At 58.9% G+C, this 24,749-nt stretch carries 26 protein-coding genes and 3 pseudogenes; 8 read left to right on the top strand and 21 right to left on the bottom strand.

All coding sequences use genetic code 11. From position 1 onward, the window contains the following. The 5 genes from CO660_RS22795 to CO660_RS22775 all read right to left on the bottom strand — a co-directional run. Positions 1-419, bottom strand: a 419-nt coding sequence (locus CO660_RS22795) for a ThuA domain-containing protein (protein WP_176536351.1), incomplete at its 3' end; no start/stop codon positions are given. Positions 420-481: 62 nt separating this feature from the next. Next, entirely contained in the window at positions 482-1,507 is a 1,026-nt protein-coding gene (locus CO660_RS22790; RefSeq protein ID WP_097600614.1) for an ABC transporter ATP-binding protein, read from the bottom strand. An 11-nt stretch (positions 1,508-1,518) separates the two neighbouring features. Beyond that, positions 1,519-2,349: a carbohydrate ABC transporter permease gene (locus tag CO660_RS22785; protein WP_097600613.1), complete on the bottom strand. Its 831-nt coding sequence runs from the start codon at positions 2,347-2,349 to the stop codon at positions 1,519-1,521. Beyond that, positions 2,349-3,335, bottom strand: a complete 987-nt coding sequence (locus CO660_RS22780; RefSeq protein ID WP_097600612.1) for a sugar ABC transporter permease — start codon at positions 3,333-3,335, stop codon at positions 2,349-2,351. Before CO660_RS22780 ends, CO660_RS22785 begins: the two co-directional genes overlap by 1 nt. A 66-nt stretch (positions 3,336-3,401) precedes the next feature. Continuing rightward, positions 3,402-4,664, bottom strand: a complete 1,263-nt coding sequence (locus tag CO660_RS22775) for an ABC transporter substrate-binding protein (protein ID WP_097600611.1) — start codon at positions 4,662-4,664, stop codon at positions 3,402-3,404. Between the two features lie 269 nt (positions 4,665-4,933). Here CO660_RS22775 and CO660_RS22770 point away from each other — a divergent pair, with 269 nt between their 5' ends. Next, on the top strand, positions 4,934-5,947 hold the full coding sequence (locus CO660_RS22770; RefSeq protein ID WP_097600610.1) for a substrate-binding domain-containing protein: 1,014 nt from the start codon (positions 4,934-4,936) through the stop codon (positions 5,945-5,947). A 44-nt stretch (positions 5,948-5,991) separates the two neighbouring features. Here the strand turns inward: CO660_RS22770 and repC are convergent, their stop codons facing one another. The 6 genes from repC to CO660_RS22740 form a co-directional block, all read right to left on the bottom strand. Next, positions 5,992-7,296, bottom strand: a complete 1,305-nt coding sequence (gene repC, locus CO660_RS22765; protein ID WP_097600609.1) for a plasmid replication protein RepC — start codon at positions 7,294-7,296, stop codon at positions 5,992-5,994. 153 nt (positions 7,297-7,449) lie between these two features. Continuing rightward, entirely contained in the window at positions 7,450-8,451 is a 1,002-nt protein-coding gene (gene repB, locus CO660_RS22760) for a plasmid partitioning protein RepB (protein ID WP_097600608.1), read from the bottom strand. Position 8,452: 1 nt separating this feature from the next. Further along, positions 8,453-9,646, bottom strand: coding sequence for a plasmid partitioning protein RepA (gene repA / locus CO660_RS22755; protein ID WP_097600607.1), 1,194 nt, complete (start codon positions 9,644-9,646; stop codon positions 8,453-8,455). A gap of 520 nt (positions 9,647-10,166) precedes the next feature. Further along, positions 10,167-11,192 (bottom strand): ABC transporter permease, encoded by a 1,026-nt coding sequence (locus CO660_RS22750; RefSeq protein WP_097600606.1) that lies wholly within the window; start codon positions 11,190-11,192, stop codon positions 10,167-10,169. Positions 11,193-11,229: 37 nt separating this feature from the next. Then, positions 11,230-12,771, bottom strand: coding sequence for a sugar ABC transporter ATP-binding protein (locus CO660_RS22745; protein WP_085781631.1), 1,542 nt, complete (start codon positions 12,769-12,771; stop codon positions 11,230-11,232). 75 nt (positions 12,772-12,846) lie between these two features. Further along, positions 12,847-13,809 (bottom strand): sugar-binding protein, encoded by a 963-nt coding sequence (locus CO660_RS22740; protein WP_097600605.1) that lies wholly within the window; start codon positions 13,807-13,809, stop codon positions 12,847-12,849. Positions 13,810-14,135: 326 nt separating this feature from the next. Here CO660_RS22740 and CO660_RS22735 point away from each other — a divergent pair, with 326 nt between their 5' ends. Then, entirely contained in the window at positions 14,136-15,239 is a 1,104-nt protein-coding gene (locus CO660_RS22735; protein WP_097600604.1) for a LacI family DNA-binding transcriptional regulator, read from the top strand. Between the two features lie 152 nt (positions 15,240-15,391). Here CO660_RS22735 and CO660_RS22730 read toward each other — a convergent pair whose 3' ends face one another. From CO660_RS22730 to CO660_RS22710, 5 genes are all read right to left on the bottom strand, one after another. Next, the gene (locus CO660_RS22730; protein WP_097600603.1) at positions 15,392-15,814 is read right to left on the bottom strand and encodes a hypothetical protein; all 423 of its coding nucleotides are present in this window, start codon (positions 15,812-15,814) and stop codon (positions 15,392-15,394) included. A gap of 109 nt (positions 15,815-15,923) precedes the next feature. Beyond that, positions 15,924-16,385, bottom strand: a complete 462-nt coding sequence (locus tag CO660_RS22725; RefSeq protein ID WP_097600602.1) for a hypothetical protein — start codon at positions 16,383-16,385, stop codon at positions 15,924-15,926. A gap of 36 nt (positions 16,386-16,421) precedes the next feature. Continuing rightward, entirely contained in the window at positions 16,422-17,132 is a 711-nt protein-coding gene (locus CO660_RS22720; RefSeq protein ID WP_097600601.1) for a zeta toxin family protein, read from the bottom strand. A 7-nt stretch (positions 17,133-17,139) separates the two neighbouring features. Beyond that, the gene (locus CO660_RS22715) at positions 17,140-17,319 is read right to left on the bottom strand and encodes a hypothetical protein (RefSeq protein WP_097600600.1); all 180 of its coding nucleotides are present in this window, start codon (positions 17,317-17,319) and stop codon (positions 17,140-17,142) included. 215 nt (positions 17,320-17,534) lie between these two features. Continuing rightward, complete coding sequence (locus CO660_RS22710) at positions 17,535-18,239, bottom strand: hypothetical protein (RefSeq protein WP_141504898.1); 705 nt, start codon at positions 18,237-18,239, stop codon at positions 17,535-17,537. A gap of 129 nt (positions 18,240-18,368) precedes the next feature. Here CO660_RS22710 and CO660_RS22705 point away from each other — a divergent pair, with 129 nt between their 5' ends. Together CO660_RS22705 and CO660_RS22700 are read left to right on the top strand one after the other, a co-directional pair. Further along, entirely contained in the window at positions 18,369-18,929 is a 561-nt protein-coding gene (locus tag CO660_RS22705) for a hypothetical protein (protein ID WP_097600598.1), read from the top strand. A 49-nt stretch (positions 18,930-18,978) separates the two neighbouring features. Beyond that, positions 18,979-19,203 (top strand): hypothetical protein, encoded by a 225-nt coding sequence (locus CO660_RS22700; RefSeq protein ID WP_141504896.1) that lies wholly within the window; start codon positions 18,979-18,981, stop codon positions 19,201-19,203. A gap of 37 nt (positions 19,204-19,240) precedes the next feature. Here CO660_RS22700 and CO660_RS22695 read toward each other — a convergent pair whose 3' ends face one another. Continuing rightward, the gene (locus CO660_RS22695) at positions 19,241-19,645 is read right to left on the bottom strand and encodes a type II toxin-antitoxin system VapC family toxin (protein ID WP_097600596.1); all 405 of its coding nucleotides are present in this window, start codon (positions 19,643-19,645) and stop codon (positions 19,241-19,243) included. Continuing rightward, positions 19,642-19,875 carry an AbrB/MazE/SpoVT family DNA-binding domain-containing protein gene (locus tag CO660_RS22690; RefSeq protein ID WP_064693019.1) on the bottom strand — a complete coding sequence of 78 codons (234 nt, stop codon included), beginning with the start codon at positions 19,873-19,875 and terminating at the stop codon, positions 19,642-19,644. Before CO660_RS22690 ends, CO660_RS22695 begins: the two co-directional genes overlap by 4 nt. Before the next feature lie 98 nt (positions 19,876-19,973). On the opposite strand from CO660_RS22690, the pseudogene CO660_RS22685 reads away from it, so the two are divergent. The 4 genes and pseudogenes from CO660_RS22685 to CO660_RS34505 form a co-directional block, all read left to right on the top strand. After that, positions 19,974-20,051: pseudogene (locus tag CO660_RS22685) on the top strand (response regulator); the annotation flags it as partial. A gap of 1 nt (position 20,052) precedes the next feature. Continuing rightward, positions 20,053-20,746, top strand: a pseudogene (locus CO660_RS22680) (response regulator transcription factor). A 181-nt stretch (positions 20,747-20,927) separates the two neighbouring features. Then, the gene (locus CO660_RS22675; protein WP_097600595.1) at positions 20,928-21,281 is read left to right on the top strand and encodes a metalloregulator ArsR/SmtB family transcription factor; all 354 of its coding nucleotides are present in this window, start codon (positions 20,928-20,930) and stop codon (positions 21,279-21,281) included. Between the two features lie 190 nt (positions 21,282-21,471). Beyond that, positions 21,472-22,135, top strand: a pseudogene (locus CO660_RS34505) (nitroreductase). 348 nt (positions 22,136-22,483) lie between these two features. On the opposite strand, the gene CO660_RS22665 reads toward CO660_RS34505, so the two are convergent. From CO660_RS22665 to CO660_RS22655, 3 genes are read right to left on the bottom strand one after another with little or no spacing between them, the layout of a single operon-like run. Further along, the gene (locus CO660_RS22665) at positions 22,484-23,425 is read right to left on the bottom strand and encodes an ABC transporter ATP-binding protein (RefSeq protein ID WP_097600594.1); all 942 of its coding nucleotides are present in this window, start codon (positions 23,423-23,425) and stop codon (positions 22,484-22,486) included. Between the two features lie 22 nt (positions 23,426-23,447). Continuing rightward, complete coding sequence (locus CO660_RS22660; protein WP_047619135.1) at positions 23,448-24,083, bottom strand: ABC transporter permease; 636 nt, start codon at positions 24,081-24,083, stop codon at positions 23,448-23,450. Then, positions 24,080-24,712: an ABC transporter permease gene (locus tag CO660_RS22655; protein WP_085781643.1), complete on the bottom strand. Its 633-nt coding sequence runs from the start codon at positions 24,710-24,712 to the stop codon at positions 24,080-24,082. The genes CO660_RS22660 and CO660_RS22655 overlap by 4 nt, the downstream gene beginning before the upstream one ends. Positions 24,713-24,749 lie beyond the last annotated feature (37 nt).

Here is a 24,749-nt window from a genome sequence, read left to right as displayed (position 1 = left end):
GCGGCGATCGGATGGCGCGGGTTGATCGTCCACAGCCGCTCGCGCTCACCCGCCTCGCGCCATTTCAGCGCGCAGGGTGTTCCCATCAGCCGCTTGAAGATCTTCGAGAAATGGCCGGAATGCAGCACGAGAAGGCCCATGCCTTCCCAGACGCGTTTGGCGACGCGCTCGACGACGACGTCTGACACCGCGCCGTGATCCTTGTGGCCCCACCAGGTCAAGACATCGGTTTCGGCAAGCCGGGCTTCGCTTAAGCCATGTTCCGGCTCCTGCAGCGTCGCCGTCGTCGCCGAGATGCCAAGATCGGTATTCAGCGCATTGGCGATGGTCGTATGCATGCCTTCCGGATAGATGCCCCGGACGATCGAGTTGGTATTCTCATGGATGTTTTCACCCCAGACAACGGTGCGTATGGTCACGTCGTTTTCTCCTTGTAGTTGAAGCGGATCGAGCTTCGGGAAAGACATCGATGCCTGGAAGATCAGGCTGCCCGCATGGATTCACGTTCGAGCGCCCGGCCCGACCGGCTGAAACGGTGGATGTGACCGGCAAGTGGCGCGAGGCCAAGCGTATGGCCCGGCTCATGACGGGCGACGCCGGCCTCCCGCACGACAAGCGGCTCATCCTCCCCGATATCCAGATAGACAAAGCTATCGGAACCGAGGATTTCGGAATGGATGACCGTGCCTCTCCAAACAGGAGACTCGGCCGTAATGCGAACATGCTCCGCGCGCACGCCGATCGTATGGCTGTCATAGGGCTGCGCCAGCCCACCCGACAGGAAGTTCATTTTCGGCGAACCGATGAAGCCGGCGACGAAGACCGAGTTCGGGCTTTCGTAAAGTTGCAGCGGCGTGCCGATCTGCTCGACGACGCCGTCCCTCAGCACGCAGATCCGATCGGCCAGCGTCATGGCCTCGACCTGATCATGCGTCACATAGATCATCGTCGTACCGTGCATGCTGCGATGAAGCTTGGCGATCTCAAGCCTTGTCGCGACGCGAAGCGCCGCATCGAGATTGGACAGCGGCTCGTCGAAGAGAAAGACCTTGGGATCGCGCACGATCGCCCGGCCGATTGCGACGCGCTGACGCTGTCCGCCGGAAAGCTGTCGCGGCAAGCGGTCCAGATAGGATGAGAGCTGCAGCATGCCGGCCGCCTGCTCGACGCGCCGGCGGCATTCGTCTCTGTTGCTCCCGGAAAGCTTCATGCCGAACGCCATGTTGTCGAAGACCGTCATATGCGGGTAGAGCGCGTAGGACTGGAAGACCATGGCGATCCCTCTCTTCGACGGCGCGTGTCGGTTTACCGTCTCATTGTCGAAGGCGAGGGTTCCCGAGGTAATGTCCTCGAGCCCGGAGATAAGCCTGAGCAGCGTAGACTTGCCGCATCCGGACGGGCCCACGAACACCATGAACTCGCCTCTGCGGATCTCCATCGTCACGCCCTTGATCACCTCGAAAGCGCCGAAGCTCTTGCGGATGTTCTCCAGTCGGATCTCTGCCATGTTCTACTCCCTCAACCCTTGACGCCGCCGGCAGTCAGCCCCGAAATGATCCGGCGCTGGAATATCAAAACGAGCACGACAACCGGCACGGTGACGATCACCGAAGCCGCCATGATGTTGCCCCAGGGAATTTCGAACGCGCTGTTGCCCGACAGCAGGGCGATGGCGACCGGCACCGTCCGCTGCGTATCGGACGATGTGAACGTCAGCGCGAAAAGAAACTCGTTCCAGGCGGCGATGAAAGCGAGCAGCCCTGTTGTCACCAGCGCCGGCCACATCAGCGGCATGAAGACCTGAGTGACGATGACCCATGGCGAGGCGCCGTCGACGATCGCCGCCTCCTCGATCTCGATCGGCAATTCCCGCATGAAGGTCGTCAGCACCCAGACAGTGAATGGCAGGGTGAAAATCACGTAGGAAAAGATCAGCGCGAAGGGCGTGTTGAAGATGCCGATCCAGCGGATCAGTTCGAAGAGGCCCGCAAGCACGGCAATCTGAGGAAACATCGAGACCGACAGGATGGTCAGCATCAAGAGTGCCCGTCCGCGGAAGTGAACCCGGGCCAAAGCGAACGAAGCGGTGATCGAGAGCAGCAGCGATGCTGAAACGACGACGCAGGCGATCATCGCGGAATTCGCAAGGCTGCGAACGAAACTGCCCTGCCCCATGACGGAAGCATAGTTGCCGAAGGAGATCGAGGTCGGCCAATAATCGACTTGGAAAAGGGCCGTGCCGGTCTTCAGGCTGGTGAGGATCGCATAGTAGAACGGGAAAACTGCAATGATGACGATGGTCGTAACGAGCAGGTAGAAAAGCGTGTTCCTGGTGATCGAAAGCAGCATCAGCGTTCCTCCCCGCCGAGCTTAACGCGGCCGAACCAGATATAGAGGACGGTGACAGAGGCGATGATGAGGAAAAGCACCGTCGAGGCGGTGGCGCCATAGGCGAACTTGTCGAAGTCGAACAGGTTCTCGCGCGCCATGACCGACATGGTCTTCGTCTGCGCATTATTGGGCGTCAGAACATAGATCAGATCGAAGATGCGCATCGCATCCAGCATCCGGAAGATCACGGCAACCATGATGGCCGGCCGGATCAACGGCAGCGTCAGACGCCAGAAAACCTTGACCGGGTTGACGCCGTCAATCTTGGCCGCTTCATAAATATCTCCCGGCACCATCTGCAATCCGGCAAGGATCAGAAGCGCCATGAAGGGCGTCGTCTTCCAGACGTCGACGATCAGCACGGCCACCATCGCCGTTTCCGGATTGGCGGTCCAGGCGATCTTCTCGCTGATCAGGCCGAAGCCGAGCAAAATATCATTGAGAATGCCGAACTGATCATTGAGCATCCAGGCCCACATCTTGGCCGAAACAATGGTCGGGATCGCCCAGGGAATGAGGATTGCGGCCCGAACGATGCCACGCCCGACGAACTGCGCGTTCAGCACCAGTGCGACGATCAATCCGAGCACAGTCTCGATCGCGACCGAAAGGAGGGTGAATTTGGCAGTGTTCCAGACGGCAGTCCACCAGATCGGATCGGACAGCAGGCCGCGATAGATGGTCTTTCCGCTCTTCAGCGTCACCCACGACAAATAATTGGCAAAGCCGACGAACTCAGCATTGCCAAGGTCGTTGAGCGACGCATTCGTAAAGCTGAAATAGATGGTTCTGAACAGCGGCCAGCCCGCGACAACTGCCAGGATCAACAGCGTCGGCGCCAGAAAAATCCAGGCGGACCGGACGCGCTCGGATCGCAGCTCGGTAGAGGCTCTGAGCTTGGAAACCTTGGGTTCAATTGCTTGTGGAACTACGATTTCAGTCATGAAACGCCTTTCCGTTTAGCCCTCCGGAGACTGGACCGACGCCCTCTCGGCCGCCGGTCCCGCTACTCACCAGGCGTCGCCCTTAAGGGTCGTCAGGTCGGCTTCCAGGAGCTCGAGGTTCTCGGCGGCCGAGCCGCTGCCGGACAGCGTATTGTGCACTGCCGTCCAGAACTTCGAGGACACTTCGTTGTATTTCACCTTGGCTGTCGCCGAAGGACGCGGCACCGCATCTTGGAAGATGGGTTTCCAGTTGGGCATGAAGGGCTGCGCGGCGGCAATATCCTTGTCGTCATAAAGGTCGGTCAGTGTCGGCAGATTGGACAGCTCGATGGCGCGAGCCTTTTGCACGTCCTTCGACGCCAGGAATTTCACGAGCGCGATGGCTGCTTCCTGCTTTTCCGAATATTTCGACACCGCCAGGTTCCAGCCGCCGAGTGTCGAGGATGGCTTGTCGCCGGGGGCCGCAACCGGCAGCGTCATCACGTCGAATTTGCCCTTCACGGCGCTGTCGGCGCCGTTGCCGAGGGAATAGGCATAGGGCCAGTTGCGCATGAAGACGGCATTGCCGGTCTGCCAGACACCACGCGATTCCTCTTCCTGATAGGCGAGCACGCCCGGCGGCGAAATCGTGCCGATCCATCCCTTGGCGCGTTCGAGCGCCGATGCCGCCTTCTCATTGTTGATCGAGATCGTCCCGTCCGGCTCGACGATCTGGCCGCCCCCCGACGACTTCACCCACTCCAGAGCGTTACAGGTCAGCCCCTCATAGGAATTGCCCTGGAAGACGTAGCCCCAAAGATCCTTCTGGCCGGCCTGCCGTTCTTTATCCTGGATCTCCTTGGCGGTTGCGGCCATCTCGTCCCAGGTCTTCGGCGGCAGCTTGTCATATTTCTCGAGCAGGTCCTTTCGGTAGAACAGCGCCGGAGCATCGGTAAACAACGGCAGCGCCACGAGCCGGCCATTGACGGTCTGCGAAGCGATGATCGACGGGAAGAACTGGCCAGCCACATCTTTGGTGGCCTCCTTCAGATCAATGAACTGGTCGGCAAGCTGCGGCGCCCAGATGACATCGGTCTGATAGACGTCGATGTCCTTGTTCCCCGCGGCAAGCCACAAGCGATATTGCGAGAACTGTTCGCTGCTCGACGATGGCATGGTGACGAGCTTCACCTGATTGCCGGTCTCCTTCTCAAAAATCGCGAGCTGCTTGTTCAGGAATTCGACGTTTTTCCCGGTCGTGTTCGCGGCAAACGAAATTTCTGCGGCGTGGATGGGGCCGGCCGCGAGAGCAAGTCCAATCGCGGATAAAGCCAGAGCAAAGTTTTTCATAATCTCCTCCCAGAAATTGAAATCGATTTGGCACACGGAACATCGCAGAAGGCTTTGATGACGTCAAGACACCAAAACCAGCTTCTGGAGGTTGTATTTGTATGATAATAATAGCCAAGCTGCGCGGATAAGGGCGTATATTCGGCATCCGCAGCCGACATTTCAACGTCACAAAATTGAAACCGGTTTCAATTTGAACTGAATCAGCACTTGCCCGTTGCGCATCATCAACGCATCGTCCATTGATTTCCCGGACAAAGAAGACATCGATGAAACTTCGTGAATTTGCAAAGCAGCTTGGGCTTTCTCCGACCACGGTCAGCCGCGCACTTAGCGGCTATCCGGAGGTGAGCGAAGCCACGCGCGCGCGGGTTGCGAGCGAAGCAATGCGGCTTGGCTATCGCCCCGATATCAATGCCGTGCGCCTGAAGACTGGAAGAGCCGGAGCGATCGGCGTCATGATGGGGCGTTCAGGAGAAATTCATTTTGCCGAATTCGTGTCGGGGATGGCGCAGCGCCTGGAAACGACCGATACGGATATTCTCATCACACCTATTACCGCGCATAATGACGACGACGAGATACAGGCCTACCGGCGCCTGGTCGAAAGCCGCAGGGTAGACGCCGTGATCATTCATTCGCCCCGTCCCAGGGACCCACGGATCGAGATGCTGAACAGCCTCGGCGTGCCTTTTCTGGTCCACGGCCGCTCGGAGACCGAGCACGTTCATGCCTGGCTCGATATCGACAATGAAAATGCCGTGCGCAGAGTGACCGAACACCTGCTCGATCTCGGGCACCGGCGCATCGGCATGATCAATGGCCTACGTGGTAAGACCTATTCAATCCATCGCGAACAGGGTTTTCGGATAGCCCATCAGGAGCGTGGGCTCACCGCAGATCCCAGCCTGATGGTCTGCGATAAATTTTCCGACGAGAGCGGCTTTCGCCACGCCCGCTCTTTTCTGGAGAGCGCCAATGCCCCGACCGCCATCGTTGCCGGTTCCACCATGACAGCTCTTGGTGTCTACCGAGCCGTCCGTTCGCTTGGGATGACGGTCGGACAGGATGTTTCCGTCATCGCCCATGACGACGTCTTCCCCTATCTGACGGCCGAGAATATGGTCCCGTCGCTTTCGACCACACGATCTTCCATGCGTGCCGCGGGCACACGCTGCGCCGAGCTGACACTACAGCTCATCGCTGGCCGCCCCGCAGACGAGATCCATGAATTGTGGCCCGTCGAATTGATCCTGCGGGAAAGTACCACGCCGCCGCGCTGACCGAGCAATCACTCGATGGCCGACTGTGCTGCAGCCGGAGTCCATCAGCCGGCATCGCGCCGCACTCCACCATTTGCTCGCACCAGCGCCATCAGCATCGGACCGATCGCAAATTCGCCTCTCTCGGTCCTGCGGGTGAGATCGCGGAGATAACCACCCGGCGAATTGATATGTCCGCCCCTTTCCAGAATGCAGGCGATCACCGTCGCGGCGTTTTCCGGCCCCATGCCGGCGCAGGCTTCCTCATAGGCCGAGGGGCTGACGCCGAGCATCGAGCGGACGACGACGGCAGCCGACATCAGGTCGCGCCAATTGCCGATCGTTCCACCCGGCCCATAAGCGAGGATTTGCGGACAGGCCTGGAGGACGAGGCCAAGCGGGAAGGATTTCAGCGTCTGTCCCGCCGCCGGTTCAGCCGCGCCGAATTTCCTGCCGCTCATTGCGCCGACAGATGCCGGATGTTTCAATCTTTGCTCGTCTTGCGGCCCGGCGACAGGTCTATTGTCGGCCACCGGCTTCGCGCCCTGCTTCGTGTCGAAGCTTGGTTCAAATTCAGATGTGGAGTTGGGGTTTGAATTCTGTTTGTGGCGCTCAGTTTGAGACTCATTGACGCCTAATTTTTGTAATTTTATATGTCTTTCCAGCAGGTTGACGGCTTCGTCGCGCAGCAGCCCCATCTCGTCGAGCAGTAAAGCCAATTCCTCGGCCCCCGCGACGCGTGGAATCCTGCGTACGAGACCGCGAAACATCAGCGACATCTGCTCCCAGTCGCCAGGCACACCTTCCTCGATCGCTGCTGCGATCAGCTTCGAGATATCCCGCCGGCACACGGTGAGGCGCTCCCTGGTCGCCCGGATGAGTTCTCGATCGGCAACCACCTCGGCGGCCAGGTTTTCGATTTCGACCGCGCGCGCCAGCAGTGGCGCGACGCTGAAGCCGAACGCCTCACCGATCTCCCCTTCCCTGTCGCGACGCGCATAGCGCTTTCCGTTCGGGCTGTCCTTGCGGAGGATCAAGCCAGCCTCGACCAGCACGGCAAGATGCCGCCGCAGCGTCGCCGGCGTCATACCCCGGGCGCGAAGCGAAAGCTGCGCATTCGAGGGAAAGACGATCAGGCCCTTCTCCTCGGAAATCTCGTCATCGGGATAGAAGGTCAGCAGCGCATCGAGCACCGTCAGCGCCCGATCGGTCACACCAAGCGCCGGCCGCGCCTCGCAGATCGCCCTGAACAGTTTCCACTTGCTACGTCTTATCCCGGGCTCGATGCTGTCGGCCAGTTGCTGGCTTGCCAGCATGCCAAGCGACATCGGCCGCCGCCCAAAGGGCGTCGTCACATATCCACTCTCCATTTGCCTTCACCTTCGTTCAGGCAAAAGAAATCAGTCCACCACTTTGGTGCCTAAGACGCTTGACTGTGATTCGTGGAAATGCGATTCTCGATGTGCTTAAGATCTGAGAAGGGCTTCCACGACGGCGTCGTTGGGGCCTTTTTCTTTTGCGCGCTACGCTCCTCTGTGCTTTTTAAACTCCTGGAACAGGCCCTGTAGCCGTTCCTGGACAAATTGGTCGAAACCGGGCGCAGTCTTGCCGTCGAAGACAAAGGTGGCGCCGGATGCTGTTTTTTTAACGGTCACCGGCACGCCGCTGACCTCGGATTTGACGACTGCCGGCTTCGATGCCGCGGCCTTTTTCTTTGCCAGAACGAAAGCCCGGTGAAACCGCTCGTCGCTCGTCATCTTCCGCGCGTCGTCCGCGGACAACTCCGCGATGATCTTCTCGACATCGGCATTTTCGAGCTGCTCGCCGAGTTCCAGCCATCGCCGCCGGCCAATATCAGGCGCAGCACCTATGGCGTTGATGAGCGCCAACGGCACCTGCCGTATTACGATCAGCATCCTCGACAGCGCCGCCTTATCGACGCTCAGCGCCGCCATGATGACGTCGCGGGCAAAGCCGCGTTCCTCGAGCCGCGACGCGAAGAGCGCGCGCTCGATATAGGAGAGATTGGTGCGGGCGCTGTTTTCCTGGCCTTGGCTGACGACCAGCTGGCCGTCGGTCAGGTCACGGACGACCGCGCGGACTCTGATGCCGATCTCTCTCGTGGCCGCCAGGCGGCGATGGCCATAGGCGACCTGATAGCGGCCTTTGGCTTCCGGATGCGGACGCACGAGGATCGGGACCTGCTGCCCATGCTCGCGGATCTGTTCGACCAACTCGGCGAGTTCGCCAGCATCGATCGCCAGGCGATCGCTGACGAAAGACGCGTCGATCAGGCCGGGATCGAGCTCGACGATCATCTGGCCCGCGGCAAGCTGCCGCTCCAGCGCGCTGGCGCGCTCCATCTTCTCGGTGATGTTGCCGAGCGTCTTGGTAATGCCGCCGACCGGCCCGCCACTGCGCTCCTGCGGCACGAAGCCGGCAATTGGACGATTTTCGCGCGGCGCGACCGCTTCCGCCCTTGCCGGGCTCGGTGCGGAAAATTCGATCAGGTTCTTGCGCGCCATCCTATCTCCTTCCCCAGGTGGAGCGAATATGCGCTTCGATCTCACCGTTCACGAGGTTCAGCGACTCCAGCGCCCGATCATAGGTTCCGCGTGTGAACTGCGAGCGCTCGACTTCGTAGAGTGTCTGCTTGGTGACGCCGGCATCGGAAACGGCCGTCGATTTCACCATCGCGTTGTGGAGCATGCGATTGCCGAAGATCGCCCGCATGAAGCCGGTCATCTGGCTTTGCGGCCCGTCATTCGGTTCGAACCGCGTCACGAGATAGCGCATCCAGTCATAGCTGGTGCGCCCGCCGGCCTTCTCGACGACAGACATGAGTTCACTGGTCATCGTCAGGAACTGCGACATCGACATGACGTCGAGCATTTGCGGATGAACCGTGATCAGCACCGAGGTCGCGGCGCAGAGCGCCGACATTGTCAGGAAGCCGAGCTGCGGCGGGCAGTCGACGACGACGATGTCGTAAAGGCTCTCGATATCGGTCAGCACCTCGCCGATGCGGGCAAAGAACATCGTCTCGGCCCTACCCGACGTCATGGCCTTCGGTGTCTCGTGCTCGAATTCCATCAGTTCGAGATTGCCGGGAATGAGATGCAGGTTCGGCGTATAGGTGGCGCGCACGATGTCGGCGATCGGGCGCGGATCGTCATAGCGGATCGCGCCGTAGATCGTTTCGCCCTCACCGACGTCGAATTCCGGCTGATGGCCGAACAAAGCAGACAGGGACGCCTGCGGGTCGAGGTCAACGGCAAGGACGCGGTAGCCCCGGAGCGCCATGAATTGCGCGAAGTGGGCCGCGGTCGTGGTCTTGCCCGAGCCGCCCTTGAAATTCATCACGGAGACGATCTGGAGCTTTTCGCCCGGCCTGCGGGCCGGCACATATTTCGGCGTGCCGTTTCGCTCGTCGAGGACCCGGCGGATCCGGTCCATGTCGGTTGCGCTATAGAGCCGTCGACCGTTTGCCAGCGGATCCGGACCATGGCCATCAGCGGCCACCTGCCGGAGATAACCTTCACCGATGCCGATGAAGGCCGCAGCCTCCGCCGGAGAAAATGTCCTGATCGTCTTTTGCGACAAAGGGGGAAAGATTTTCGCCTGATGCTGCTGAAGTTGATAGGACAACTCCTGCGCATCTGTTGCCAGAAGTGACGGGAGATGCTCTTGATCGTCTTGGAGAGCAAGCCTCGGCTGCATATTGGTTTTCCCAAATAACTGCGCAATTTTGAACGAAAGCGCCTCAGTTGCGCAGTTACTATATGCCGCGATTCGTGGCTGGATTACAAATGCTTAACCAAAACACGCATCAGAGCCAGTAAAACGGGCTCCGAAACGCGGAGGTTTGGCGGATTGGACGGCGGTGATTCGCACCGCTCGCGATGCCGACGGGCAAGGCCTTCATTCTCGTTATGCATTTGGAATTCATTGCGTTTTTGCGGCACGCTCCCGCGGCACAGACAGGCTCAAGGTAACGGTAGCCGGTCATCCTTCAGGTTTTGTTGCCGTTGATCAGCACGACACATCAAAGCGTCGTGCGGTTCGAGAATGCTTGGGGCTTTCCGTCTTGCCGTTCGTACGGCAAACCGGCAATTTCACCGCGGCGATGGGCGATCGCTTTCGTCCAAATAGCGTCGGCCAACGCCACGCTTGCGGCGATATACCGGTGGTCATGGCACTATGTCCTTGATGAGCAGCCGACAATCCGCCTGGCTGCTTCTTAGTCCCGGTTAGCAACCACCGGCAAGCTTCCTTCGTTTGGCAGACGGGATTCAGTCTGCCGTGCGGCGGAGGCAAGGCGTCGCTTTGCGCGGATCGAATGCCATTGTTGGTCGATCAGGACCCCGATGAGAATCACGCCACCCATGACAGCGAAGTTCAGCGACGAGGGAATGCCGAGCAGGTTCACAAGGTTTTGCAACTCCTGCAACAGGACTGTGCCCAGCACGGCCCCGACAATCGATCCCTCACCGCCGCGGAGTGAAAAGCCGCCGAGCACGGCGGCGGCAATCGCGTAGAGCTCGTAGAACTGGCCATGGCTGGCCGGCGAGATCGAGCGCGTATACATGGCGAAATAGATCGCCGAAAGCGCCGTAAGCAGTCCGCAGATGACATAGGCCGTCATAATCAAACGGTCGGTCCGGATACCTGAATAGCGAGCAGCCTCTTCGTTCTTTCCAATCGCGTAAAGATAACGTCCGAAGACAGAGCGATGAAGCACCAGCCACATGGCTACGGCAATGACGACCATAGCAATGAAGGTGCTCGGAATGCCATAGAACCGCCCCGCGGTCAGAAACTCAAGCTCCGGAAAATTCTGACCGAAGGCAAATCCCGCCGTTCCGTCGGCCGTATAGAAGCGCGCCGCCCCGCGATAGATCAGGAGACCGCAAAGGGTGACGACGAAGGGCTGCAAGTTGAGCCGGGTGATGAGCCAACCGTGGACGGCGCCCATGACTGCGCCAAGCAGGAGAATGAGCGGCAACGCCAACGTCCAGGGCATATCTTGAACGGCAATGAAATCGACGAACAGTACGCCAAGAAGCGCTACGAGCGAGCCCACCGAAAGCTCGATACCGCCCGTAATAATGACAAAAGCTTGCCCCATTGACAGGATCCCGAACAGGCCGATCAGGTTGGCGGTGTTCGCAAGGTTGATCGGCAGCAAGAAGCGTGGGTTGATGATGGCGACGACGACGCCGACAACGATGATCAAAAGCAGCAGTCCAAGATCTTTCTTGATCATTCGAGACCCATCCCCGATACCATAATGGCCGCAGCCGCTATTTTACGCTTTTGCCGACAGCAAGCAAAAGGACGCTTTCCTGACTGAATTCGTCCTCTTCGAGAATGCCGGCGATCTGGCCCTCGTGCATGACGGCGATGCGGTCAGAAACGCCAATCACCTCTTCCATGTCGCTGGAGATCATCAGGATCGCGACACCGGCATCCGCAAGCGCTCGCATCAGGCCGTAGATTTCGTTCTTCGCGCCGATATCGATGCCGCGTGTTGGCTCATCGAAGATCATTACCCTCGGGCTCATCGACAACCATTTGGCCAGAACCACCTTCTGCTGGTTGCCACCGGACAGAGTGCCGGTTCGCGTCGAAACGGAGGGCGCTTTGATACCGAGACGAACACGCTGCTTTTCAGCGGCCTCGATCTCCCTTTCAGCGGAGACCATGAAGCGGCTAGAAATCCTGGGAAGATCGGCAAGGGTGATGTTCTGGGCGATCGGAAGATCAAGAAGAATGCCATTGCGCTTGCGATCCTCCGGCACCAGAAAGATGCCGCGGGCAACAGCGTCCCGAGCAGAACCGATCGCAATTTGGCGTCCGTCCTGCAGAATGGCTCCGCCGTAACTCCGGTCGATGCCGAAGAGTACCCTTGCAAGCTCGGTGCGGCCAGATCCGACGAGGCCTGCAAGCCCCAGGATTTCTCCGTACCTGATTTCCAGGTCAACGGGACGGCTGGGATAGGCCTCGGTGCGCACACCATTTACCTTCAATGCGACCGGGCCTGGCGAACGCTGCGGTTTTGCCGTCCGGGCCGCGAGCAACCGGCCGATCATCAGCTTGACCATCTGATCATGGCCAATGTCCTTCTTGGCGAGCGTACCGACGAGCGTGCCATCGCGCAATACGACTACCCGGTCCGCTACGCGCTCAACCTCGTGGAGACGGTGCGAGATGAAGATCACACTGATACCATCCGCTTTCAGCGATTTGATGATGTTCAGGAGCCGCTCGGTTTCGGCCAGGGGTAGGCTGGACGTGGGTTCGTCGAAGATGACAAGCCTGGCCTTGATCGACAGTGCCTTGGCGATTTCCACCATCTGCTGTTCGGCAAGGGAAAGCGCAGCAACGGGTGTATCGGCGGAAAAATGTGCCCCTACACGCTTCAAGAGCGGGGTCACCATCTCGCGAAGCCGAGCGCGATCGACAAACTTGAAAGGTCCCGCTTTCAACGGCTCACGGCCCAGGAAGATATTGGCGGCGACGTCGAGATTGTCAAAAAGGTTGAGTTCTTGATGCACAAAAGCGATGCCGGATGCGATGCTCGTCTCCACGGTGAGGTGGCGAAGCTCTGCGCCATCGAGCAGGATCGTGCCCCGATCCGGAGCGATCACGCCGCCAAGAATATTCATCAGCGTCGATTTTCCGGCCCCGTTCTCGCCGACCAAGCCGATGACCTCTCCCGGCACGATGTCGAGCGACAACCCGTCAAGCGCCACGACGCCTGGAAAAGTCTTGCCAACGCCGGAAAGCGAAAGGAACGGCGTTGCAGGCGCGTCCGGTGACGGGATGTCTGAGCTATGATTCATTGCCTGTCCATGACTGCGGGTGCTGCGGCATGAAACATCTTTCGCGGCGGGGAGTACCCCCGCCGCGAAAGAGAATTACTTTCCAGCCATGGCCTTCAGGTTGGCGGCATATTTATCGACGTCATCCTTGCCGATGATCACTGTCGGAATGATGATCAAGCCGTTGCTGGGAATACCGGACTTGTCGCCCTTGAGGTAGGCGGCCATCAGCTTCATCCCCTGATAAGCCCATTCGAATGGCTGCTGCACGACGGTTGCCGCGACCGTGCCTTCTTTGACGCCGCCGAGCGTGATCGGATCGTCGTCAAAGCCGACGACAGTGATCTGACCAAGCTTTCCGGCGTCGCGCAGCGCCTCATAGATGCGTGGCGTGTTATAAGAGTAGAAGCCGACCATGCAGGTCACGTCCGGGCTGGCCACCAGCGCATCCTCGACATTCTTTTTTGCGCGTGTCTGGTCGATATCGTCGCCGCGCACATCCGTCAGCTCGATCTTCGTGCCCTTAAGTCCGTCCTTCATGCCCTGAATGCGTTCCTTGGCGTTATCGGCGCCGAGGAGCCCGACAAAACCGATGCACTTGCCGCCATCCGGCATTGCCTTCTTCGCGATTTCGGCCGCCTGCAAACCGGCGTCGATATTGGATGAGCCGATATAAGCGACGCGGTTGGTCTGCGGCGCGTCGCTGTCGGTCGTGAAGAGAGCTGTTTGTGAGCCGATCTTGTTCAAGCCCTCGGTCTGAGTCTTGGGATCGACTGCGGAAACCATGATCCCCTTGACGCCAGCACTGACCAGGTCTTCCATCAGGCGCTGCTGGATGGCTACCGATGCCTGCTCAGGGTACTTAAGCTCCAGTTGGTAATCTGGCAATTCGGCCTGAGCCTTCTTCACGCCCGCTTCCGCAGCTTTCCAGAAGTCAGACGCTCCGTTGACGACGAAAGCAAGAGTCGGTTTGTCGGCGGCATTGGATACTGCAATCGGCGCCGCGCTCAGCATCAGCCCGGCAAGGAACAAGGCTGCATTCCGTTTCAGCTGTTTCATAATATACCTCCCGAGGGGCCGCAGTCGCATGGGCCCGTTTGCGATTTACGGCCGGCCGAATGCGCGCCCCCTCCTAGGGCCGCCGCAAAAGCGACGAGTGGCATAGGTTCCGATCGCCCTCTGACGGTATACAAGAATCTTAATTAGTAAATAGTATTATCAATGCGCATCAAAACATTTCATCGCGGGATAGCGAGAATGAAGTTCCAAAGTGAGGATTGCCAATCGTTGCAGGTACTCGCGCGATTGCCAGCACTTTCGGATAAGTGCTAATATTAATTACCTAAAACGTAACTTCTTCCAAGATCCGGAGATCTTTCCCCCGAATGCGAAAGCCTAAGACCCAAAAGAATCCTGAAATGGATAAGCCCGCCCGCGTGACCATGATGGACATTGCCGCGGCGGCCGGCTGCTCACAGGCTGCTGTTTCCTTCGTGCTCAACGACACGCCCGGCACCCGCATCTCGCAGCAGACTCGCGACCGCGTATTGGAGGCAGCGCGCGCCCTCGGCTACATGGGGACAAGCTATACCATGAAGGCCTCTTATTCGGGCCTGGACAACGTGATCGGTTTCGCCGTGGATCAGCTCGCTACCAGCCCGGAAGCGATCGTCGCGATCGAGGGCGCCCGCCAAGCGTCGTGGAATACGGGCAACGTGCTGCTGGTTACCCAAACGCTCGGTGATCCCGTCATGGAGCCAAAAGCAATCAGGGCGCTGACGAACGGGGGCATATCCGCACTCATATACATGACAATCTATACCAGAGAGGTCCAACTCCCCTCTTATGTCTGTGAACTCAACATCCCGACGGTATTGTTGAACTGCTACACGGCGGATCATGCCTTTCCAGCCGTAGTGCCAAGTGAAATCGCCGGAGGCCAGAGCTCCACCCGGCATCTGATCACGCACGGCCACCATCGCATAGGGACGATCACCGGTGAAATCTGGATGCAGGCTGCACAAGACCGGCTGACGGGATACCGCCGTGCACTAGCGACCGCCGATATACCCTTCGATCCAGAATTGGTCGTTGAAGGCGACTGGTCGGCCGGTGCCGGCTACGCCGCTACGATGCAATTGCTTGCTTTGCAGGAACCCCCGACCGCCATTTTCTGCCAGAACGACCGCACTGCAGTGGGATGCTACGAAGCGCTCAAAGATGCCGGGCTTCGCATTCCCCAGGACATGTCGGTGGTCGGTTACGACGACGAAGAAATTTCGAGACATCTGGTACCGGCGTTGACCACTTCGGTCCTTCCGCACCTCGCCATGGGTCAGTGGGCGATTGAACATCTCAACCTGCAGACCATGCCCGGCAAGCGCTATCCAATTACGAAGCTCGAATGCTCGCTGGTCAATCGTCATTCCGTCGCTGCGCCGAGGGCCAAGGCGCGGCATATCTTCGATGGGGCGCATGGGCCGCGATAGACTGGAGGTCGAGCCGACGGGGCACTGCACGGATGGAGCATGATCCCGCGTCTCGGTCTGCATCATTCTACCACCTAGCCGCCGCCGGCGACAATCATGTTCACTGTGGAGACGGACCCCACGCCGGATAGATTTCCCTTACGGCAAGCCTTTCACGGAGGCAGTTCATTGACCGCGAGGGTTCGTGGTCGAAATCGTTGCGCGACACAAAAGGCTGCCAACCGGAGGCAGCCTTTTTCTTTACTAGATGATCGGCGCCGTAGGGACGAGACCCCACCTCCGTCTCGGGCGAGGAGCTCGACGAGGGCGGCGTCCGGGCCGTTGACGAAGAGATTACGGAAGATGGGTTCGAACTTCGCATGGGAGAACGTCATCTCTGGAAGCTTGATGTCAGCGAGCGTGCCCGCGAGGTAATCAGCAACTCGAATAAATTCAGCGTACTTGTTCTTTCCGTCCCATCCGGGCAGACCGAAATGGAACTCCGGCTCGAGAGCATCCTGACCATTCATCATCCGGTGGAGATGGAAATAGAGGAAGGCGAGATCGAAGACCACCTTGTTGTGCTTGTCGAACATGGCATCCCAATCGCTGATCCAGCGGATGAATTTTGGCTTCTTCTTGACTGCCAGATGCCGACAGACAACCGAGGCGAAGGCCGCACAGAGAAAAATCTGTCGAGCCAGATTAGAATCGGGGGCGCCTTCGCATCTCGGTCTGGAAGCTCGCCAGCCGCTTGTTCACTACCCGGTAATAATCAACCTTCTCCGGGATCATGCTCGCCATCTGTTCGACGACTTCCCGCATGTCCTGCAGAGCGCCGCTGATGTTCTCGTCGGTCATGTAGTCACGAAGCAACTTCGACTTCTTGTCGACCAAGTAGCTGACGCTGAAGACAACGAGGCAGCCCAGGTACTCGATGGGGCCTTCCGACGACGACCGGGATCCTTTGATGTCGCTAGGCGCTACAGCCGCGATGTATTCCTCGATGTTCAACTGCTTGTCGTGGTTGAGAACTATCGCGAAGGCAAAGGTGTCATTCGCCTTCTTCGGATCTCCGATGCAGTAATCGGAAAAGACGTTCCACGCCAGACCCTCAGGAAACTGCTCAATCCATACTTCGAGATCGGCAGAGATGGTCCGGTACACGGTTTCGAGCAGTTGATCAGTTCGAACATGCCGCTCTCACTTCATGCCCGGAGGCCTGGGCCTGTGTCCAGGTGACGGCTTCGAGGCATCCGAAGCAACGTCTTCGCCCCGACGAGCTGCCAGCTTCGGCACTTTCCGGAATCCGCGGTCGTATCGCACGAGACCATAGGCCTCGCAGACCTTGGCCGAGAACTGGCGGTGCAGCTCCTGCCGATCGTCGATGTCGAAGGACAGGACTACGCCAGAGCGGATCTCGAAGACCTCGCGCGGCGTCAGGCCGCTATTGTCCATGAGGATCACCTCGTCTGCGATCCTCAAGGCTTCGGTCAGCTTTTCCAGCGATCCCTTGTGTCGCCTGCGGATGTCAGCTTCCGGAATGTCGTGACCGCCCTTTTCGACCCGGCGCTTGACGCGCTCAATGTTCGTCTCGACGGAATCCAGGGCGACATAGTAGAGGCCGACCTTGAACCCGGCCGCCTTCGCTTCGCGCATCAGTCGGATGGACTGCTGGCTGCTCAGTGTGCTTTCGAAGATGAATGATTGCCGGGTTTCGATCATCTCCGCGATCTTGCGGAGCGCAGCTTCGGAGGCTCGCCGTTCCTTCGACTTTCCGTCGTCGAATTCGGGGAGCGCCTTGGCGATTTCGTCGGCGTTGATCCAAACGCCTTCGAGCTTCAGCTTTGCGAATGCAGATGATTTGCCGGAGCCGTTCGGGCCTCCGAGGATGATGCACGACAATTCCGGCATGAAGCGATTACTGCCTTATGGCAGCGGGAATGCGCTCTTCATGCTCGTGTTCTACGCGATCCTTGCGCTCGTTTTCAAGATCCTTGGCAGAAATCGGCAGGCCCAACCGACGGCTCTCGGCAAGAGCTTCCTTGCCGATTTGCATCAGGGCCTCCTTGTTTTCGTGGTACTTCTGCAAAAGCATCATCGATCTCCTGTCACTGCACATAACATAAGGCTTTCGGGCGTCGGCTGCAAATCGGGACTTGTGCTAGGTTCCGCCGACGGCAACACTGGATACAACGGGCCGAGGAAGACGGCCTCAGTGCAAGCTCCCGGCATCTTCCGTTCCTATCTCTGCCTTAACCCCGGCCCTCACACGGTCGGGGTTCTTTTTGCCATCTGAGCAGTTCCATGATTTCCTCAAGCGGGAGCGTCTGTCGGCTCAGTGCCTTCCTCCTCTTCTTCTACTCCCCAGATCGACTTGTAGTCGGTCGGTGCGACGTTATGCCTGACCATCAGGAAACTGACGAGCAGCATCGATGTCAGAGTGGTGACCCTCGTGAATCCGTCGGTCACGTCGTAGTAGTTCGCCTCGTCCTTCTTCGGATCCTCGCCATGAATCGCAATGTAGGCCGTCTTCTCGCCGTCGTTGGTGCCCGCGAGGACAGGCCAGAAGTGGCGAAACGACAGATGCACGAAGTCGGACAGCTCATCATAAAATGGGCCTACCCACGCGTGTTCCTCCGTCAGCTTCTGCTTCAGGTAGGCATCCGTCATCTTCTGGCCGTCCTTGGACCTCAGATTCCGGTAAGTCGTCCTGCCGTAGAAAATGTCAGCGATGTTCGCTTCCATATCGGTCATGTACCGAATGCCGTTGATCCGCATCGCGGTATCGAGCTGGGTCCGAACCATCACGGCGGCCGAGGAAAAGTTCCAGCCCTTCACCAGGGTTCGGAACGCAAGCGACTGCGACAGCGTGCGTTTAATCGCGCCGAGAATGAACGTGTCGACGACGGTCAGATTGACCCCTGTCGTAAGCACGCCGGACGCGCCGCGGACGAGCCCTCGTTCCACTTGTTCGAGGGCAGCCAGCCGCTCGGCCAATGGCATAACCTTCTCCGTCAACATCATCTCCTGTTCGGGCAGAGCAATTCCGGAAGTAGAGGAGGACAAGTCAGATCAGATCAGCAATCCGTCTTCAAGCGAAACGGAAGGTGGACTAATAGCAGTCTGTGCATAGCCGGAGATTCCCATTTGCCGAATACACATCCATTTCAGGTCGGGTCGCAGATATCACTCAATGAGGACTGGACGTTTACGGTGGAGAACAACCGGATCAGCAGCAGGATATGGGATGCCGCTAACTGTGGATCTGACCCTGACTACATTTCAGCGAATGTCCGATGGCGAGAACTGATAGCGGAGAAACATGCCATCCTTGAACGTGGAGCGGGGCCAAGAGGTCCAGTTCAGCTACCGACCGATGACGGCGGCTGGACCACCAAAATTCTCGCGAAGGAGCCTGGCCCCGGCGACAAGAAGCGAATGAAAGTCCTCGATCAGGAACTCGAGGCCCTTTGGCAGCCGATGTTTAGATCGAAAGTCACCTTGCCAGCAGGCACTGTCATGGAAATCGCGCTCATCACTCCCCTTCCCGACTTTGACGCGGGCGTCGTCAGGTTCAACGTAACCTCGACCACACATCCCGGTCTGCAGACGAAAAAGGAAGGTGGGAGCTTGAGCAACGGGAAGCGAGTGTTCCTGATTCACGGCCATCAGTTCAGGCACGCCAAATACCAAGCCGTAAAACCGTGAAATGGAGTTCCAATTGAAGGCAATACATGCCCGCGATGACGCTGCAGAGATGTACAACATCCTGCGGACGGCCAACCGCATAAAGCGATATGACAGCATCAGCCATCAGCTTCTCGCCGAGCTCGCTGTCGCCATCGCCACCGACGGAGAGGTCGTAGGCGGGAACAACCGCGGAAGCGACATCCTGTCTCCAAGCTATGGAAAGATCGAGGTCAAAATCCTTTGGTGCGAAGGCCAAACCGGCCGACAGTGTTGGAGCCGCGCAAAAGCTTGAGCCGCCGCTGCAGGAGATTTGTTGAAGGGTCTTCGCCTCACGAACTGGGCGCTATCAATTTCAACGAGGGGAAATAGCTGCGATAGCGGCCGACATCTCGCGTCAGGATCGGCAGCTGCTGCACGGCGGCATGAGCGCCGATGAGGAAAGCGGGAAGTACGCCGGTGCGCGTACCACCTGCTTTGCGATATTGCGTGAAAACCTTGCCGGCGAGAAACAAAGCGGATCTCGGCATCGGCGTCATCTCGAGGGCAGCCTGTTCAACAAAGGCCTCCAGCGCCTCGATCCTGTCGTATCGAACCGCAAGTTCGGCATAGACTACATCGTTAATGAGGAGGGGGCCCTCGATACTCGCGGCTTCCAGCTGCGCAATAGACCAGCCCGACCATTCCGGGTCGTCGGTTACGAGGTCTAGGAGCACATTGGTATCAACAAGGGTCACGTTTCGCCGCGCGTTAAAGCCATGATAGCGTCGGTATCGAGGCCCTTGCCGGCATGGCCGCGCAGTTTCTCAAAGCGGCTCGCCGGCCGCTTCTTGTCGGCGCGGGTCAGAACCACACTGCCGTCGGCAGCACGATGAAAATCGACCTGGCTGCCAGGAACGATGCCGAGCATGTCCCGTACAGGCTTCGGAATCGTCACCTGCCCTTTCGCAGTAACGGTGGTGGTCATAGCGAGCGCCTTTGTAATACTCTCCAAGAAGAAGGTATTACTTCATTCGGCAGAATTCAAGATGGCCGCTAAGCCTCCATCGATCGGTAGAGCCACTCTTCCGCAAGCCATTCGATGCCCAGGCCCTGATCGCGGCCATCGCCAATGCCTTACACAAATCGAGAGATGGAGGGTGACATGAGGGTTGACCAGCCGTTCGTTCGTAGATCGGCGCCTTTGTCAGCGCAGCGTGAACGTGAAGAGGATCAGCCGCTCGTCATGATCGTGGACGACGACGCATCCATTCGCGAGGCGCTGTCGGAGCTGATCCTGTCGGCCGGTTTTCAGCCGGTCAGCTTTGCTTCGACGCGCGAACTGCTCGACGCGGATATATTGAACAGACCCGGCTGCCTGATCCTCGATGTGCGCATGCCGGGGGCAAGCGGTCTCCATCTGCAGAGCCATCTGGCCGAGAACGGCATTGCCAAGCCGATCATCTTCCTGACCGGCCATGGAGATATCCCGATGACCGTCCAGGCGATGAAAGCCGGCGCCGTGGATTTCCTCACCAAGCCGGCGCGGGATCAGACGCTGCTTGATGCCGTAACCGCCGCCATTTCTATGGACGGCGAACGACGAGCGGAAGCGGCGATCGCCAATCGCAATATCGAACGGCTGGAGACGCTGACGCAGCGCGAACGGGAGGTTCTGCACGAAGTGGCACGCGGGCGCGCCTAAACAAGCAGATCGCCTTCGACCTTGGCATCAGCGAAGTGACGGTCAAGCTGCATCGCAGCAACGTCATGCACAAGATGGGGGCCGCCTCTATCGGCGAGCTGATCCGAGCCAGGGAAACATTGCCGGTGCAGTGCGTCAGGCGGGGGCGCGTTAGCTTTTAATCAAGGCGCCAAAAACGCCGGCTGTCCATTTGATGCACGCCGTATCCGATTCACGCCAAAAAAGACGATTCGGCGCCATCAATGGCTTTCGGCCCCGCGCGCTTGCGTTATCTCTAAATTAAAGTTCGGGGATATGACACCGTACCGCTTCGGTTCCCCAAAGGAGATCTCGCCTTGAACAATCAATCGTCAGTCGCGCCTTCCCCTAAAACCAATGCCTTCGACACCGAAGCAATCTTCCTGTCGGCCATCGGGAATTCCAAACGGCTTCACATTCTGCATCTGTTGAGCGAAGGAGAAATGTCCGTAACCGTCCTGGCTGACGAAGTGGGATTGAGCCAATCTTCGACGTCTCAGCATCTGGCAATTCTCCGAGACCAGGAACTCGTGCAAACACGAAGGGCTGCGCAGACGATCTACTATTCACTTCAATCTGACGGGGTCAGGGCAATGCTCGATACGCTCGCGGACATCTTCGGATCGCATCGCCGTACGGCGGCAGAACGTGCCCGAGCCGTCGGCACCTGACGCCAATGGCGGAACGCTGATCTTGCCGCTCATGATTGGTCTCCAACTCTGCTGACATGCCCTTCGACCGCATTGATCGCTGATGTACGTTTGATGTACGCCTCCTAGACCACGGTGTGATTACGCCTCCATTGCGAATGGAGATAATGAACCACATCGGGAACGGAACGAACGGCGCATGGAGGCGATCATGGACGTATATGAGGCAGTCACAAGCCGACGGTCGGTGCGCGGATTTAAAGACCAGCCTGTGGCGATGGAAATACTTGAGCGGGTGCTGGCCGCCGCGGCTTGGTCCCCGTCAGGATCGAACATCCAGCCGTGGAATACCTACGTGATGACCGGTGAGCCGCTGGCCGAACTCAAGACATCAGCCGTCGAGCGCGTGGCGCATGGCGACGCCTGGGACAAGGGCAGTATGAGATGTGCCCCTCCGTGCTGAAGCCCCCTACGGCGAGCGCCGCTCCGTCTTCGGCAAGGAACGCTACAGCGCGCTCGGCATTGCGCGCGAGGACTGGGAGGCACGCCAGCGGGCAGCAATCGCCAACTGGAACTGCTTCGGCGCGCCAGCCGCTCTGTTTTGCTACATCGACCGCGATCTTGGCCTACCTCAATGGGCCGACGTCGGCATGTATCTGCAGACCATCATGTTGCTGCTTCGCGCCGAAGGACTGCACAGTTGCGCGCAGATGGCATGGTCGCAGGTTCGCGAGACGGTCGCCGAGGTAGTGTCGCCGCCCGATAGGCTGATCCTCTTCTGCGGCATGTCGATCGGCTACGAAGACCCTGCGGTAAGTTACGCCCGTACGGGCCGCGCCCCACTGGCCGAGACGGTCACGTTTATCGGCGAATAGTTGCTTGAACCCAAAGGACAGAGACCTCGTCGAGAATTCCGCGCATGATATGTCCTTTATCATGCGGGATACTGGAGAACGCCATGACCACGCAATGGTGCAGGTCCCCTCATGTGACAGCAGTGCGCTGGGAAAGCTTCAGACATCGCAGAGAATGAACGAGCGGAATTGACGCCAATCCAGCCGGCCTTACACAATCCATTGTGTTAAACCCATCGACAGTCTGAAACGGACGATCGGCAAATCCTTTCAGCACGCGTGGGTAGCATTGGCGTATTAAGCCTTCGGCAAGGGCAGGTGGACTTGTTCACGTCGAGCAAAACCGCTGCGGACGTAGCCGGAATTGTTCTACAGCCGATTGGCGCGCAACAAGGTGGCTCGCGACAGATATCCCGCAAGCGTCCCATCGGCCGACCTGACATGGAGGCCCGGCATCTCGCCGGAGAGGATGAGCGCCAAGGCATCGTGAACCGTGGCGTCAGCGGCGATCTCGGCATCGCCGTTGGACGGTTCCGGCGCGGTCATGATCGTCGATACGGCAATCAAGCTCAGCCTCTTTATGGCTCGGTCAGGGCCGAGGAAGTTCTCGACGAAGTCGTTGACGGGATGCGCAAGAATTTCCTGCGGGCTATCATATTGCAGAAGGCGGCCATCCCGCATGATCGCAATGCGATCGCCCATCTTGATGGCCTCGTCGAGATCATGCGTGACGATCACGACGGTCTTCTTCACCTTCCTCAAAATATCGCGGAATTCGTCCTGAAGCCTAACACGGGTGATCGGATCGATCGCGCCGAACGGTTCGTCCATCAGCATGATTGCGGGGTCTGCTGCGAGCGCACGCGCGAAACCGACGCGCTGACGCTGCCCGCCCGACAATTCGTGCGGCAGGCGCTGCCGCATGACGGCCGGATCAAGGCCGACGAGATCCAGGAGCTCGTCGACGCGGCGATCGCTGCGCGCCTTGTCCCAACCGAGAAGCCGCGGGACGGTCGCGACATTGCGTGCGATCGACATATGCGGAAACAGACCGACCTGCTGGATGACATAGCCGATGCTGCGGCGGAGCTCCTTCTGATCGACCCGGGCTATATCTCTTCCGTCGACCAGCACGCGTCCCGCCGTCGGCGTCTCCAACTGATTGATCATCCGCATGGTCGTGGTCTTGCCGCAGCCAGAAGGACCAATCAGGGCAACCGTCGTGCCGGTCTCGATCAGCAGATCGAGATTGTCGACCGCATGCGGGCCGCTTCCGTCGTATTTCTTGGTAACATGATCGAGATGAATCATCCTGATATCCGCTTTCGGCCGCTCAGCGCCGTTGAGTGAAGAGGCGCTCCAGGGCGCCGAAGGCCAATTCCGCAAAGATTGCGAGCAGGGCTATCGGCACCGCTCCGACGAGAAGGCGCGGCATGTTCATGATCGCAATGCCGGCGTTGATGAAATCGCCAAGCCCGCCGCCGCCGATGAAGGAGGCCAGCGCCGCCCCACCGATGACCTGGATGGCGCTCGTCCTGACGCCCGACAGAATCGCGGGAACGGCCAGGGGAAGTTCGATCTCCCACAGCATCTGTCCGGCGCTCATACCCATTCCATCCGCCGCATCGATCACCGAGGCGTCGATCTCGCGGATGCCGATGATCGTATTCAACAATAGCGGCGGCACGGCCAGGACGATGAGGGCGATCACCGACGGCAGCAATCCGATGCCGAGAAAGGGCATCGTCGCCGACAGGATCGCAAGGCTTGGGATGGAGCGCAAGGCGCCAGCAATATTGACCACCGCAAAAGCGGCGCGCGGCGCCCGCGCGACGACAAATCCGAGCGGCACCGCAATGACGAAGGCGATGCCGAGCGACAGGGCACACATCAGCAGATGGCGATTGAACGCATTGAAGAAAGTGCCGGAATTGTTGAAGATCCAGCTGAATGCATCGATAACGATCATGCTACCTTCCCTCCACTGCGCCGGCGCAGCAGCTTTTCGAGGGAGGCAAAACAGTAGTCGGCAAAGAGCGCCAGAAACGACGTCAGCAGCCCGCCTGCGATGATCTTTTCAGGAAAGCGCTGGTCGATGCCTTCGAAAATGATGACGCCGAGCCCGCCGGCATTGATATAGGCGGCAACAGTCGCAATGCCAATCACCGTCACCATGGCGATGCGGAGCCCGCCGACGATATAGGGCACTGCCAGCGGTAGTTCGACTTCCCAGATCCGCCGTGCCGTGCCGTAGCCCATGCCATCGGCGGCCTCCAATATGTCACGCGGAATAGCCTGAAATCCCATGCCGATATTGCGGATCAGGATCATCAGCGAATAGGCGGCAAGACCGGTTATGGCGGGTGCCGCACCGATGCCCATGATGGGAATGAGAAGCGCAAACAGCGCCAGGCTCGGCACCGCAAACAGGATACCAGTGAAGATGACGATCACGGCAAAGCTCCGCGGCCGCCTTGCCGCCCATATCCCGACGATCAGCGAGATCACCAGGGCAATGCCGACCGAGGAAAAAACGAGATAGAGGTGCTCCAACAGCGCTTCGAATAGCCGGTCGAGATGTTTAGGGACCCATTTCATCGTCGAGGCCTCCGCATCGGGGCGCTCTTCCGCCTGT

This window comes from Rhizobium sp. L9 (assembly GCF_002531885.1).
GTDB lineage: Bacteria > Pseudomonadota > Alphaproteobacteria > Rhizobiales > Rhizobiaceae > Rhizobium.
This window is presented reverse-complemented; position numbering and strand designations above follow the sequence as displayed.